Below are 14883 nucleotides of genomic sequence, written 5' to 3'. Positions count from 1 at the left end.
GGCCCCATGACCGCCACGAACTCGCCCTGGTCCACGGCCATGGTCACGTCGTTCAACGCCGTCGTCTCCACTTCTTCCGTCGCGTAGAGTTTCTTGAGATGCTCTGTCCTGATCATGGTTTGCTCCCGTGATGTGATGATTACTGCAAGACCAGTCTTTCCATGTCGCCGAAGTTGTCGTACATGGAGGTGATGACCGTTTCGCCCTCTTCGAGCCCTTCGAGGACCTCGAAGTACTGGCTGTTCTGCCGTCCAAGCCGTATATCCCGACGCACGGCGACCTCGCCCGTGGGATCCAGCACGTAGATCCAGCGCCCGCCCGTCTTCTGGTAGAAACCGCCCCGGGGCACCTGCATGGCGTCGACCAGTTCGCCCAGCGCGATCCGCACCTGCAGCGTCTGGCCGCGGCGAAGCCCCTCGGGCATGCCTTCGGGGAACTCCATGTCCGCCTCGAACTGCCCTTCGATCACCTCGGGATACACCCGGCTGATCACCAGGTCGTAGGTCCCTCCCGCGAAATCGAAGGAACCGGCCTGCCCGGACCGGATGCGGGCGATGTAATGCTCGTCGATGGCCGCGCGCACCTTGAACTCGTCCTCCACGTCGACCTGCCCCAGCCGGTCGCCGCCGGGCTTGGACTCGCCCACCTCGGCGATGAGCGAGGAGAGCAGTCCCGTGATCGGCGCACGTATGGTCAGGTTCTCCTCGTTCTGCTTGATGAGTTCCAGGTTCAGGCGCAGCCGGTCGATCGATTCCTCCAGCTGCCGAATCTGGATCGTCTGGAAGAGCGAATCCTGGTGCAAGGTCTCGACGGTCACGTCCCGCCTGGCTGTCAGGTACTCCAGGTTGTCCTTGGCCTCGTCGTATTCCTGGCGCGAGGTCAGGTCCGCCTTGAACATCTCGTCCTGGCGCGCGTACTCCCGCTCGGCCTGGCGCAACTTGTATTCCGTCTCCACCAGTCCGGCGCGCATGCTCAGGCGCCGCTGCCCCATGGTCACCCGCGTCTCCCTGAGCCGGTTCACCTCGCGGAAGAGCTCGGCCTCGCGCTGCATGACGCTGAGTTGCAGGTTAGCGTTGGAAAGCCGCAGGATCGGCGTGCCTTCTTCGACGTGGGTGCCCTGCTCCACGTAGACCTCCTCCACGCGACCGCCCTCCACGGCGTCCAGGTAGATCGTCGTGAGCGGCATCACCTCTCCCTGCTCCACGATGTACTCGAGAAAGGGGCCGTAGGTCACCGGGGCCAGGGTCAGCTTCTCGGCGTCCACGTTCAGCGAGGACGGGTTGACGCTGAGCAGCACGTAGACTCCGAAGGCGATCACCGCTGCCGCCAGGCCGCCGATGGTGATCCGGCGCGGGGTGAAGCGCTTCTTCTCGATCCTTCGGTCCATGGTGTTGTCCTGCTCACGCTGCCGCTCAGCCGTGAACATGCCCACCAGGCCCTTGGACTCTTCGCCGTTTTGACGCTTGTCGCTCATTCACTCATCCCAGGGTCGTCGCCATTACCCAGAATGGCTTGTCGCCCACGTTATAATCCCGCAGCGGATGCAGGGTCCCGTCGGATGGGTCCACGCGATAGGCCGTCATCACGCCCGCGGCCTCACCGGCGCAATAGAGGAACCGGCCATCCGGATCGACGTTGAAGGACCGCGGACTGGCCGGAACCGAAACGTGCCCGAAGGCGCTCAGCGCGCCGTCGGCCGCCACGTCGTAGCCCACGATGCTGTCATGCCCCCGGTTGGAGGCATAGGCCCACTTCCCGTTCCGGTGCACCTCCACGTGGGCAGTAGCCCCACCCTCCTCCCAGTCATCAGGCAGGGTCGATACGTTCTGGAAGATCTCGAGGGTGCCGCTGTCCGCATCGAAGTGATGGGCCGTCACCGTGTTGCCCTGTTCATTGACAATATACGCCACGTCGCCTCCCGGCCGGAAGCAGATATGCCGGGGGCCCGTGTTTTCGTCCGGAGGATTCAGTACCGCGGGTTCGTTGGAGGTCAGCTGCCCCGTTTCCGCATCGAATCGGAACTGGTTGGTCTTATTGGTGGGACAGACGTGGGGGACGATCACGTACCGGTCCTCCACCGCCAGGCAGACGGCATGGGCCTTTTCGCCCGTGTTGATGTACTGCACGAGCTCGCCGATCGCGCCGTCCCCGCCCAGGCGGTGCACGGTGATGCCGCCGCCCCCGTAGTATACCGTCAGCAGGAAACGGCCGCGACGGTCCGTAACGAGGTGCGCGGGGATCCCGATGCCGGTATCTACCTTGTTGACGAGGGAGAGTTCGCCGGAGTCCGTGTCCAGCCTGTAGGACGCGAGCGTGGTGGATTCCACGTGGGCGTTGTACATGAGGTTGCCCGCCGGATGCAGGCAGAGCGCTCCGGACGGACCGTGGGCGTCGCTGGTGGACCGCAGGGTCAGGGCACCCGTCTCCCGGTCCTGGTCGTAAGCCTTCACCTGCTCGTCACCGGTCAACGAGACGAAAACTACGGTGCGTCCTGACGGGGAATCAGCCATGCTTTTCCGATCTCCTGTTTTTTGTTTAAGACTACCTTAACGGGTAAGACTTCAAAATAAACTCCGAGGTTGCGTCCTCAAAGTGTATTTTGGATTCAATATGCCCGTCGCTGCAACCGTACTCCACGGCTGGAACGACACGACGTGTTCATACGAAGGAGTCGAAGCCATTGCGGATCATGATCATCGCCGGAGAAGCGTCGGGCGAGATGCACGGAGCGGGGGTCGTGGCCGCGCTCAAGGCCAGGCGTCCGGGAATCGATATTTTCGGCGTCGGCGGGGAACGCATGGAGCGGACCGGCTGCACGCTGGTCTATCATATCGATCGCTTCTCGGTAATGGGCCTTACCGAGGTCGTCCGGCATCTGCCTTTCATTCGCCGGGCGTTGCGCCGGCTGGACGGTCTCCTCGAATCCCGTCGGCCCGATCTGGTCATCCTCATCGACTACCCCGATTTCAATCTCCGCCTCGCCCGCAAGGCGCGCAAGCGGGGCATCCCGGTCCTCTACTACATCAGTCCCCAGGTCTGGGCCTGGAGGCCGCGGCGGATCCACGCCATCGTCCGGAACGTGGACTGCATGGCCGTGGTCTTTCCATTTGAAGTGGAACTGTACGAGAAAGCCGGGGGAAAGGTCGTCTTCGTCGGCCATCCCCTGCTGGAGGTGCTCGAGAGCCGGCAATCCAGGACCGAATTCTGCGAAGCCGCGGGCCTCGATCCGGACCGTCCGATCATCGGGATGTTGCCAGGCAGCCGTGTCATGGAAGTGGAGCGCATGCTCCCCGCGATGGCCGGCACCCTGAAGACTGTCCGGCAGGAGCTGCCCGGAACCCAGGGGGTCATCGGACTGGCGCCAACCGTCTCCAGGACCGACCTGACGGCGTGTCTCGCGGGGAATGCGGCCCTGGAAGAAGACGCGAGGAGGGTGCCCGTGGTGGAAGGAAGCACCTACGAGGTGATGAACCATGCCGACCTGTTGCTCGTGACCTCGGGAACGGCAACCCTGGAATCCGCCTGCTTCGGCACGCCCCTGCTGGTCCTCTACCGCATGTCACGCATGTCCTGGTGGATCGCCCGGCGCTTAGTCAGCATACCGGACATCGGCCTGGTGAACGTGGTCGCGGGCCGGCGCATCGCACCGGAATTCCTCCAGGACGCAGTCGAACCGGAATCGCTGTCGCCCGTGGTCCTGGAGCTGTTGAAGGACCCGGTAAAACGGGAGGCCATGGCGCGCGAACTACGGGAAGTACGGACCCGCCTGGGTACGCCGGGCGCGTCGTCGCGCGTCGCCAACCTGGCCCTGGACATGGCGAAAGGCGCGGACGAGCATCAAACGGATGATCGGGAAAGCGGACCGAGCGGGGAAGGGGCCGCGCGGGGAAGGGGCCGTCGATGACGGGTCTTGAAAGCTCCGTAAATTCCTTGATAGGTAAACTGAGCGCCGGGGCCATAAGTCTGCTCGGAGGGACGCTCTCCATCCGAAGGATCGGAGCGGAATACCTCGAGCAAGCGCGGGAAGGCGGTCGGCAGGTAATATACGCCTTCTGGCACGAGGGCTTGCTGGTGGCCACCTATGCCTTTCGCCGGCAGGGGATACAGGTACTGGTGAGCCAGCACCGGGACGGCGAGTGGATTGCCCGGGCCATCGAGTGCATGGGATACGGGACCATACGCGGATCTTCCACCCGGGGGGGAACGCGCGCCCTGTTCCGCATGGCGGCGGCCGGCGCGGCCGGCGACGACCTGGGGGTGACCGTGGACGGTCCTCGCGGCCCCCGGCTCCAGGTCAAGCCGGGCACGCTCATCATCGCCGGGAGGTCCGGGCTTCCCATCGTGCCCTTCGCGGTCGCCTCGAACAAAGCGTGCTTGCTTTCGAGCTGGGACCGTTTCATGGTACCGCGCCCCTTTTCCAGGGCGGCGATTGCCTTCGGAGAACCGATGACCGTGCCTGGAGACGCGCCGGTCGAGCGCCTTGAACCGTTCAGGGCCGAACTCCAGCGACGCCTGTTGGATGCACGCGAAATTGCCGGACGAAGTCTCGTTGCGTCCTGAATATCCGGCAGATTCCTGAAGAAGCGGCAGATTCCTGACATGGTCTTTGTGTACACCTTACTGTATTCCGCGCTGACCGTGCTGCTTTCGCCGGTCCTGGCCTGCCTGTCCATCCTGGACCGGTACGGGATGCGCCAGCGGCTCGGCCAGCGGCCGCTCGTCCCCGACAGGGAAAACCGCCCGGTTGTCTGGTTCCACTGCGCGTCCGTGGGCGAAGCCACCGGCCTGGCGGCCGTGATCGAAGGATTCGCGAAACGCCATCCCGGTATCCAGGTGCTGGTCACCACGATGACGGAAACCGGCCTGGCCTATGCCAGGCAGCACGTACCCCGGGCCCGGTACTTCGGACTGGCGCCCCTCGACGCGCCCTTCATCGTCCGACGGGTGTTCAGACAGGTACGCCCCCGCGCACTGGTGCTGCTCGAAGGGGAACTCTGGCCCGGCATGCTCGGGGCGGCCGCCGCCCACGATTGCCCCGTGTCCCTGGTGAATGGCCGCATGTCGGATCGCAGTCTCGCGCGAAACCGTTTCGTGAAGCCGTTGTTCAGGCACATGCTGCGGCGGCTGGCCGCCGTGGGCGTCCAGCATGCGCTCGACGGGGAACGGTTCATAACCTTCGGCGCGTACCCGGGCCGGGTGCGGGTAACCGGAAACGTAAAGTTCGACCTCGCAGCCGAGCAGAAGGGACCCGGGCGGGAAGCGCTCCGTCGTGAACTCGGCCTGTCCGCGTTCGAACCGGTCATCATGGCGGGTTGCCCCCGGCCCGTGGAAGAAGAACGCGCCGTGCTGGCGGCCTTCGTCCGCGTACGGGAACGGTATCCCGAGGCGAAAATGATCTGGGCGCCCCGGCACCTCCAGCGCATACCCCCGGCCGAGCAGATGATGGAGGCGGCCGGCCTGCGGTTCGCCCTTCGGACGCACCTGGGTGGTCCCGCCGACGTAATCATCCTGGATACCATGGGCGAACTGGCGGCCATGTACGCTGCCGCGGATATGGCTTTCGTCGGCGCCACGCTGGTTCCCCTCGGTGGCCACAACGTGCTGGAACCGGCTGCATGCGGAGTCCCCGTTCTGTTCGGCCCCCACATCGAGAACGTCCGGGCGAGCGCGGCGGCCCTGTTGCGGACCGGGGGCGGAATGGTCGTTCACGACAGCGACGAACTCGCCCGTCAATGGCTCGAATTGCTGGATGACCCGGGGAAGCGTGCGCGGACCGGCGCGGCCGCCCGACAGGCCGTGCTCGAATGCTCCAGGGCCGTGGACCGCACCCTGGACCTGGTCGACCGGCGGATCCTCGAACCGGACCCCAACAGATCCGGCGAAACCGAGCCGCGGCACTATCCGCAACGCACGCCGTTCATTATCCGGTTGATGGACCCCGGCGAGCGCGCTCCGGCCATTCGCTTCATGCGCGTCGCTCTGCTGCCCGCGTCCCTGCTGATGGGCATGGCGGTCCGGTTACGCAACGGGTTGTACGATAGGAAACTGCTGACTTCCGACCGGCTGCCGGTCCCGGTGTTCAGCGTAGGCGCACTGACCGCGGGCGGCGCGGGGAAGACGCCCGTGGTGAGATACCTTGCCCGCAGGCTGCGGGACGCCGGCTACCGGCCCGCCGTGCTGAGTCGCGGATATGGCAGGAATTCCCACGCGACCCAGACGGTCAGACCGGGCACCCCCTGGCAGGAGGCGGGCGACGAACCGGCCTTCCTGGCCTCGACCCTTCCGGATGTGCCCGTGGTTGTCGGCCCGAGCCGCACGGCGGCGGGTCGGCTGGCCATAGACCGGCACGGGGCGGACGTGCTGCTGCTGGACGACGGATTCCAGCACAGGAGCACGGCCCGCGCAGTAGACATCGTGGTGCATGACGCCACCAGCCGCCTCAACCCCGGGCGCCTGCTCCCCGCCGGCCCCTATCGCGAACCGGTTTCCTCGCTCCGGCGCGCCCGTGCTCTGGTGCTGACACGGACGGACCAGACCCGTTCGGCGGCGGTCGACACGGCGCGTATCAAGGACGAGTTCCCCCACCTGGCGATCATCGAAGCCGTCTATGAACCCGCGGGCCTGCGGCGCCTGGACAACGGCCTAGACGACAGTACCCAGTTCCCGCCAGAATGGCTGGCCGGCCGCGAGGTGCTCGTCCTCTGCGGGATCGCCAATCCGGCTTCCTTCGTGCAGACGGTTACGGACGCCGGCGGACGCGTGACCCGGGTCCTGGCGTACCGGGATCACCACCCCTTCACCTCGTCCGACCTGGACCGGGCATGGTCCCTGGCCGAAGCATCGGGCGCGGAATGCATCGTCACCACGGAGAAAGACGCCGTCCGGATCCCGGACCACGCCGTCAGAAAACACCTGGTCGCCCTGGATATCGCGCTCCGACTGACCTCGGGTGAACCTGCACTCGAGGAAATACGTTCAACGCTGGACGAAATGCGATGAACCGGCTATATTATCTAACCTGTACGTTAATGTGACGGCCCCCGTCTTTCATCCATCTGAAATTCAATAAATGGCTGACTCGAACTGGATTGCCATCCTCGATTTCGGAGCTCAGTACACGCAGCTCATCGCGCGGCGCATACGGGAAAGCCACGTCTATTGCGAGGTGCTGCCCTACGATACGCCGGCGTCCGAACTCTTGGCGCGCAACGTCACCGGCATCGTCCTTTCGGGTGGTCCGGCCAGCGTGTACGGGGAAGACGCGCCCCATCCGGATCCGGGCATATTCGAGGCGGGCAAGCCGATCCTCGGGATCTGCTATGGCCTGCAGCTCATGGGTCATTACCACGAAGGCGAGGTCGCCCACGCCGGAACCCGGGAATACGGCAACGCGGGGATCCGTACGACGGGCGACACGCCCCTGTTCCGCGATCTGCCGGAGCGCATGACGGTCTGGATGAGTCACGGCGACGAGCTCAAGGCGCCGCCGCCGGATTTCGACGTCATCGCCTGCTCCGACAACGGACATATCGCCGCAGTCGCCCAGCTGGACCGCCGGATCTACGGCGTGCAATTCCATCCCGAAGTGGTGCACACGGTCCAGGGTCGCGAGATCCTGGAGAACTTCGTATTCGCCATATGCGGCTGCGAAGGAAGCTGGACGCCGCAGACCTTCATCGACGAGGCCCTGGCCTCCATCCGGGAGACCGTGGGCGAGCGCCGCGTGGCCTGCTTCGCCAGCGGCGGCGTGGATTCCTCGGTCGTGGCGGCGCTGATCGGCCGGGCCATAGGGGACCGCCTGACCTGCATCTTCGTGGACACGGGCATGCTCAGGAAGAACGAGGCCCGGGAGGTCGAGGAGACCTACCGCCGAACCATCAACGCCCGGTTCCGGTTCGTCGACGCTTCGGACCGGTTCCTGGACCGGCTGAAAGGCGTGGAGGAACCGGAACAGAAGCGCAAGATCATCGGGGACGAGTTTATTCGCGTCCTGGAAAGCGAACTGACCTCGTTGCGCGGCGTCCACATCCTGGCCCAGGGCACCCTTTACCCCGACGTGATCGAAAGCGCCTCCGTGAAGGGCCCGGCCAGCGTCATCAAGACCCACCACAACGTGGGCGGATTGCCGGACGACCTTGAACTGGAACTGCTCGAACCGGTCCGGAACCTGTTCAAAGACGAGGTGCGCACCGTGGGACGGGAACTCGGCCTGCCCGACGAGATCATCAACCGCCATCCTTTCCCTGGCCCTGGTCTCGGCATCCGCGTGCTGGGAGAAGTCACCCGCGAGCGCGTGGCCATGCTGCAGGACGCGGACAAGATCTTCATCGACGAACTGCGCCGGGCCGGCCTGTACGACGAAGTCTCCCAGGCGCTGGCCGTGCTGCTCCCGGTCAAGACCGTCGGCGTGATGGGCGACGCCCGCACCTACGAGCGCGTCATTGCCCTCCGGGCCGTGACCACGCTGGACTTCATGACGGCCGACTGGGCGCGCCTGCCCACGGACTTCCTAGCGCACGTGTCGAACCGCATCATCAACGAAGTGCGAGGCGTAAACCGCGTGGTCTACGACCTCAGTTCCAAGCCTCCCGGCACCATCGAATGGGAATGAGCCCACGTCCGGTACCCGTCCTGAGACACCCTCCAGCACCGTTTGGCGCCTCTCCAACTCCGGCTGGCACCCGGAAATTTCAGAACACACGTAAGTCCGTATAATAGCGGGCTTTTTTATATTGAGCCGGCGCCTGCCTGGCACGGTCGAGCATTCACAAACTACCATTTTGCGGAACAGGCAATCTTGGGCTTGACAACGTGTTTCTTTTGGTTATTATTCGTTACGTTATAACATAACATTATCGAATGGCGATTACCCGCTTGTAATCGATATTGGCTGTGGAGATAACGTCGGCCTGCCGTTTGCCGAAAAGGTGACTGTTCGATGCGGGTCCGTTGCAACATGTGGTTCCTTCTTGCATGCCTGTGTGCCGTCGCGTACTCGATGGATATCCACGCGACAACAATGCTGCCGGTCGAGAATGTCGCCGCCGAACAATCCACGGGTGACGGTCACGCCGACAACAGACAGGGAGTTGCGATCTGGGACCAGGTAGCGCTCTGGATCTGGGCATTGCAGAATGAATTCCTCATGGGCTTGATGCGGGAGTTTGAATCGTTGCGTGGCAAGGATAGCGTTGGCTGGGCTTTGGTGCTGACGAGCTTTATTTACGGTGTCTTGCATGCCGCGGGGCCCGGACACGGGAAGATCGTGTTGACGACCTACCTGTTGACCCACCGAAGCCGGTTGAATCACGGTATTGCCATGGGCGCCGCCGCTGCGCTGCTTCAGGGTGTGACGGCTCTGGTGCTGGTTTGCGTACCGATCGGATTGGCCGGCCGGCTGCCGATAGATACAGAAACGGCATCACTGTGGGCGACGCGGGCCAGTTTCACGTTGCTTGCCCTCGTCGGTCTCTACTTGCTGGTACGCGCGGCTGGCGTCTTGTCCGAAAGCGTTCGCAGTTTGCGGCGCGTAGCCGGCGAAGTCCGCCACGTTCCTGCCGACCCTGTTCATGGGGCGGGCAGCGGCTGTCGGCATATGCCCAGTGCGGCCGAGATCGATATGGTCGGCAGCCGGCCCGCGGCGGCTGGCGTGGTTTTGTCCATTGGACTGCGGCCCTGCAGCGGAGCCGTGTTTGTGCTGATTCTTGCTACCGCGATGGATCTGATCTGGTATGGCGCGCTCTCCGTGATCGCTATGTCCATAGGTACCGCGATCACCATTGTCGTCCTGGCCATCATTGCTACGGAGGCGAGGGCATGGGCGAGTACGGTGGTCGCTCACCGATCACCGCTGTGGACGCTGGCGGGCGCTGGCCTGGGTGCGCTTGGCGGCACGCTTCTGGTACTGCTGGGATTGTGGGCGCTGAACGCGTCGTTTGCACTGAAAACGGCAGTCGGTTTGTAAAGGACGGAAATCAACTCTAGCTTCCGCACAAAAGGTCTACAAATGGTCATGTTGCAACAACTGAACAAAGCTGGATTTTCACCTCTTCGGGCCGGCATAGGAGCGCGCCTTGCGCTGGCCGGCGTCGCCACCGGACTGTTGTGGTTGGCAGTCGCCTGGGCCCTGATATGATTGCGCCAATGGACAGCACGATCTTGCGTTTTGAAAATCTGACCCTCGGATACGACCGCCATCCCGCGGTCCATCATCTCGATTACGCCATCCGTGCCGGGGCCCTCGTCGCCGTGGTGGGACCGAACGGCGCCGGGAAATCGACGCTACTCAAAGGGACCATCGGCAGACTCGCGCCACTTGGCGGCGAAATCAGGTTGACGGGAATCGACACCTCGGAAATCGCGTACCTCCCTCAACAGACCGAAATAGACTGGAGCTTTCCGATTTCGGTCTTCGACGTGGTGGCCATGGGATTGTGGCGGCAAAGGGGAGCTTCCCGTCGATTTGGAAGGGAAGGCGACCGGATGGTTGGCGAGGCCCTGGATATCGTGGGGCTGGGTGGTTTCGAACGGCGCCCCATCGGCACCCTCTCCGGGGGGCAGATGCAACGTGCCCTGTTCGCCCGCCTGCTCCTTCAGGACGCTCGATTGATTCTTCTGGACGAGCCGTTCACGGCCATCGATTCGGCGACGGTGCGGGATCTCAAGGGGCTCATTCGTCGCTGGCACCGGGAGCGGCGGACTGTAGTCGCCGTCCTGCACGATCTGGATCAGGTCCGGTCGGAGTTTCCGGAAACCCTTCTCCTGGCCCGCGAGCAGATCGCCGCTGGACCGACGGAGGACGTCCTTTCACCGGCGAATCTCGATCACGCGCGCCGGCTTACCGAGGCCTTTGACGACGGAGCGGCCCTATGCGTAAGATGATCGCCCGGGTTCCTTCCCGTCCGGTGGACCTTCCGGTGGAGGGCGTATAATGTACGATGCCGTCATCGCCCCCTTCGTCGAATTCGGCTTCATGCGCCGGGCCCTGGTCGGTTGCCTTGCCCTTTCTCTTGGGGCGACCCCCATCGGGGTGTTCCTGACCCTGCGGCGGATGAGTCTGACCGGGGATGCCATGGCCCATGCCATTCTACCCGGTGCGGCCCTTGGATACCTCGTGGCGGGGCTGTCGCTCGGCGCCATGACCCTCGGCGGGGTGATCGCGGGGGTGACCGTGGCCATGCTCTCCGGACTGGTGGCCCGCACCACCGTGGCCCGTGAGGATTCCAGCCTGGCCGCCTTCTATCTGATTTCCCTCGCCGTAGGGGTCGTCATCGTCTCGACGCGTGGCAGCAACGTCGACCTGCTGCACATTCTGTTCGGTACGGTGCTCGCTTTGAACGATGCGGCCATTTACCTGGTTGCGGGCATCGCCACGGTCACCCTGTTAGGGCTCGCTGTCCTCTACCGGCCATTGGTGATGGAGTGTTTCGACCCGGGCTTTCTCCGATCGGTGAGTCCCCTGAGCCCTGTGGGCCACTACAGCTTTCTCGTGCTGGCGGTCCTCAATCTGGTGGGCGGATTTCATGCGCTGGGGACCCTGATGGCGGTTGGGATCATGATCCTACCCGCCGCCGCCGCCCGGTTCTGGACGCGTGATCTCACGCCCCTTGTGGTCATCGGTGTGCTTGCGGCCTTTCTGGGCGGGTATGTCGGCCTGTTGTTGTCCTATCACGCCAGTCTGCCTTCCGGCCCCGCCATCATCCTTACGGCGGGCGCGTTCTATCTGTTCTCACTGTCTTTCGGACCAGACGGCGTAATCATGACGCACCTCAGGCCACGCCGTCATCTGGAAGCATGATGCCAGGTATGAACCAGTATATGATCATGATATTCAAACGATTTATCCTCTCTTCCGTCTTCGCCGCCTGTTTGATCGCCGAGTCAGGGGCGGGTACCGCACGGGTCGACACCTCCATCGACGTGGTCGCATCGTTCAGCATCCTGGGCGATATGGTCCGGCAGATAGGCGGTGATCGGGTACACGTCACCACCCTCGTCGGTCCCGGCGAAGATGCGCACGTCTATCAGCCGACCCCGGCGGACGCCCGGACCGTCGCCGAAGCCAGGTTGCTGGTCGTCAATGGATTGGGTTTTGAAGGCTGGATAGACCGCCTGACGAAGGCATCCGGGTACAACGGACGGGTGGTGACGGCGACCGCCGGCGTCAAGCCTCTCTGGGTAGGGGAAAGCGGCCACCGCGAGATCGATCCCCATGCGTGGCAGAGCCTGGCCAACGCCCGGATCTATGTCCGCAACATCGCCGACGGATTGGCCGCGGTCGACCCTGCGGGGGCCGAGATCTATCGCCGCAACGCGGCGCAGTACATGGATGAGATCGACGCTGTCGAGGCTCAGGTACGCGCAACGATCGACTCGCTGCCGGCCGAACGGCGCATGGTGGTCACCTCCCACGACGCATTCGGTTATCTGTCGGCAGACTTCGGCATCGAGTTCCATGCCCCGGTCGGTTTCAGCACCGAAGCGGAGCCGTCCGCCGGTGACGTGGCCAGATTAATACGTCAGATCAACAGGGAACAGATCCCGGCCGTCTTCATCGACAACATCTCCGACCGACGCCTGCTCGACCAGATCGTCCGGGAAACCGGCGCGCAGATCGGCGGCACGCTTTATTCAGACGCGCTGTCGAAGGCGGGTGGACCGGCTGATACTCACCTTGGCATGATGTTGCACAACATCCGAACACTGGTCGCCGCCTTGGGCGATTGATCGGGAAGGAGAGTCCTGTGAATAACAAAGTGCTTTCCCAGGTACTGGAACGAGCCGAGGCGTTGTGCCAAGAGCGCGGCGCGCGGCTGACCGAACAACGCAAGTCCGCGCTTCAACTGCTGTGCGTGGCTGAAAAACCGCTCAGTGCTTACGACCTGCTGGAGCGCATGCGTGACGTAGTCAGGAACCCTGCCCCTCCAACGGTCTACAGGGCACTGAATTTCCTGCTCGAGCAGGGCCTGGTGCACAAGCTCGAAAGCCTGAATGCCTATGTGGGCTGCGCACATCCGGATCATCCGCACGCCAGCCAGTTCCTGATCTGTGACGACTGCGGTGAGGTGGCCGAGGTTGAAGACCCCAGCGTGGCCATGAGTCTGAAAGCGGCGGGCAATGAAAAAGGGTTCCGTACCAGGCGGCCCGTCGTCGAACTGCTGGGAACCTGCGCGCAGTGCATTTCGGAGAGAGACGATCCCGCCTGAGACGAATCCATATCGTATCCACACGATCGAACTAGATGAACTTGCCGCGAATGGCATTGGTTAACAACAGCCGTCCGGCAATGTTGCCGCCCTATGAATAAAGGAACAGCTATGCCCCTGTCAGAGAGACTGCCCGTTACCGTCCTATCCGGCTTTCTCGGCGCCGGCAAGACTTCGCTGCTCAACAACGTGCTCAACAACCGCGAAGGTCTGCGCGTCGCGGTCATCGTCAACGACATGAGCGAGGTCAACATCGACGCGGCGCTCGTTGAGCGCGGCGGCGCGGAACTCTCACGGACCGAGGAGAAACTGGTCGAGATGACGAACGGCTGCATCTGCTGCACGCTGCGGGACGACCTGCTCGCCGAGGTCTCACGACTCGCGCAGGAAAGACGCTTCGATTACCTGCTCATCGAGTCGACCGGGATCTCAGAGCCCATTCCCGTCGCGCAGACCTTCACCTTCGAAGACGAGAACGGCGTGAGCCTGGGTCAGATTTCGCGCCTCGACACGATGGTCACGGTCGTGGACGCGGCGAGCTTCCTGCGGGACTATAACGCCGCCGAAGCGCTCCAGGACCGCGGCGAGTCGCTGGGCGAAGAGGATGAACGGACGGTGACCGACCTGCTCATCGACCAGATCGAGTTCGCCAACGTCATCGTGCTCAACAAGCTCGATCTCGTGAGCAGCGAAAAGGCGCTCCAGGTCGAGGCCATCGTGAATGCCCTCAACCCCGGTGCCAGGATCATCAGGACAACGCACGGACAGGTCCCGCTCGAAAACGTGATTGATACGAACCTGTTCGACTACGAGAAGGCGGAAAACTCCGCCGGCTGGATTCAGGAGCTTCAGGGCGAGCACACGCCGGAGACCGAGGAATACGGGATCTCGAGCTTCACCTATCGGACGTCGCAGCCCTTCGACGCCGAGAAGCTGTGGGCGTTCCTGCACGAAGACGAGAACTGGACCGGCGTGCTCCGCTCGAAGGGCTTCTTCTGGGTCGCCGCGGACCATCGGGTCGCCTACGAGTGGGCGCAAGCCGGCGGCGTCAGCAGCGTGAAACCCCTTGGGATGTGGTGGGCCGCCGTGCCTCGAGAACACTGGGGCCACCCGGAGGATCAGCGGCCTGACCGGCAGCCGGGCTGGCATCCCCGCTTCGGCGACCGCGCGCAGCAGCTCGTCTTCATCGGCCAGCAGATGCACGAGGCTGCGATACGCGCTCGCCTCGACGCGTGCCTGCTCGACGAGCACCTCGCCGACGCCGACAGCAAGATCTGGGCAGAGGCCCGGAACCCCTTTCCGGAACTTCAGATGACCGAGGAGTCCGCATGACCGTAACGGCCTCACCCCTGTCGCAGGAAAAGGAGAGCACATGTTGATCAACACGTCACCCCGTCGCCCGGACCGCGAACGGGTCCGAAACATCAAGGAGGCATTGCGCGAAGCACTGAGCCTTTCCGATGACATGACGGTCACGGTCACCGAACTGGCTTGTCTCGAAGAAGGTTGCGCGCCTGTCGAAACCGTGATCGGCCTGCTTCGGCCCGATGCGCCACAGCTTCAGTGCAAGCTGCACAAGTCCATTGAATCCGTTGACGCCGAAGACCTGGTCCAGGTCTGCAAGGCGTGGGGATTCGACGTCCTGACTGCCGTACCCGATCCACATCAAACTCATTAA

The 14883-nt window shown here is 63.6% G+C and carries 14 protein-coding genes; 11 read left to right on the top strand and 3 right to left on the bottom strand.

The window, feature by feature from the left end:
* The 3 genes from F4X08_05005 to F4X08_04995 all read right to left on the bottom strand — a co-directional run.
* Nucleotides 1–116, bottom strand: a 116-nt coding sequence (locus F4X08_05005; protein MYD25152.1) for an ABC transporter ATP-binding protein, incomplete at its 3' end; no start/stop codon positions are given.
* Nucleotides 117–139: 23 nt separating this feature from the next.
* Entirely contained in the window at nucleotides 140–1474 is a 1335-nt protein-coding gene (locus tag F4X08_05000) for an HlyD family efflux transporter periplasmic adaptor subunit (protein MYD25151.1), read from the bottom strand.
* A 4-nt stretch (nucleotides 1475–1478) separates the two neighbouring features.
* Nucleotides 1479–2510 carry a lactonase family protein gene (locus tag F4X08_04995; protein ID MYD25150.1) on the bottom strand — a complete coding sequence of 344 codons (1032 nt, stop codon included), beginning with the start codon at nucleotides 2508–2510 and terminating at the stop codon, nucleotides 1479–1481.
* A gap of 170 nt (nucleotides 2511–2680) precedes the next feature.
* On the opposite strand from F4X08_04995, the gene lpxB reads away from it, so the two are divergent.
* The 11 genes from lpxB to F4X08_04940 all read left to right on the top strand — a co-directional run bounded on the left by lpxB (nucleotide 2681) and on the right by F4X08_04940 (nucleotide 14883).
* The gene (lpxB, locus tag F4X08_04990) at nucleotides 2681–3904 is read left to right on the top strand and encodes a lipid-A-disaccharide synthase (GenBank protein ID MYD25149.1); all 1224 of its coding nucleotides are present in this window, start codon (nucleotides 2681–2683) and stop codon (nucleotides 3902–3904) included.
* Nucleotides 3901–4560 carry a lysophospholipid acyltransferase family protein gene (locus tag F4X08_04985; protein ID MYD25148.1) on the top strand — a complete coding sequence of 220 codons (660 nt, stop codon included), beginning with the start codon at nucleotides 3901–3903 and terminating at the stop codon, nucleotides 4558–4560. Before lpxB ends, F4X08_04985 begins: the two co-directional genes overlap by 4 nt.
* A gap of 39 nt (nucleotides 4561–4599) precedes the next feature.
* Nucleotides 4600–6999, top strand: coding sequence for a tetraacyldisaccharide 4'-kinase (gene lpxK, locus F4X08_04980; protein ID MYD25147.1), 2400 nt, complete (start codon nucleotides 4600–4602; stop codon nucleotides 6997–6999).
* Between the two features lie 70 nt (nucleotides 7000–7069).
* Complete coding sequence (gene guaA / locus F4X08_04975) at nucleotides 7070–8611, top strand: glutamine-hydrolyzing GMP synthase (GenBank protein ID MYD25146.1); 1542 nt, start codon at nucleotides 7070–7072, stop codon at nucleotides 8609–8611.
* A 327-nt stretch (nucleotides 8612–8938) separates the two neighbouring features.
* Complete coding sequence (locus F4X08_04970) at nucleotides 8939–9964, top strand: nickel transporter (protein ID MYD25145.1); 1026 nt, start codon at nucleotides 8939–8941, stop codon at nucleotides 9962–9964.
* Nucleotides 9965–10131: 167 nt separating this feature from the next.
* On the top strand, nucleotides 10132–10881 hold the full coding sequence (locus F4X08_04965; protein MYD25144.1) for a metal ABC transporter ATP-binding protein: 750 nt from the start codon (nucleotides 10132–10134) through the stop codon (nucleotides 10879–10881).
* Nucleotides 10882–10930: 49 nt separating this feature from the next.
* A complete protein-coding gene (locus F4X08_04960) occupies nucleotides 10931–11797 on the top strand; it encodes a metal ABC transporter permease (GenBank protein MYD25143.1) in 867 nt (288 codons plus the stop codon).
* A gap of 26 nt (nucleotides 11798–11823) precedes the next feature.
* Nucleotides 11824–12726, top strand: a complete 903-nt coding sequence (locus F4X08_04955; GenBank protein MYD25142.1) for a metal ABC transporter substrate-binding protein — start codon at nucleotides 11824–11826, stop codon at nucleotides 12724–12726.
* Between the two features lie 17 nt (nucleotides 12727–12743).
* Entirely contained in the window at nucleotides 12744–13205 is a 462-nt protein-coding gene (locus tag F4X08_04950) for a transcriptional repressor (GenBank protein ID MYD25141.1), read from the top strand.
* 111 nt (nucleotides 13206–13316) lie between these two features.
* A complete protein-coding gene (locus F4X08_04945) occupies nucleotides 13317–14537 on the top strand; it encodes a GTP-binding protein (protein MYD25140.1) in 1221 nt (406 codons plus the stop codon).
* A gap of 40 nt (nucleotides 14538–14577) precedes the next feature.
* Nucleotides 14578–14883 carry a nitrate reductase gene (locus F4X08_04940; protein ID MYD25139.1) on the top strand — a complete coding sequence of 102 codons (306 nt, stop codon included), beginning with the start codon at nucleotides 14578–14580 and terminating at the stop codon, nucleotides 14881–14883.

It is taken from the genome of Gemmatimonadota bacterium, assembly GCA_009841265.1.
Taxonomy (GTDB): domain Bacteria; phylum JAAXHH01; class JAAXHH01; order JAAXHH01; family JAAXHH01; genus JAAXHH01.
This window is presented reverse-complemented; position numbering and strand designations above follow the sequence as displayed.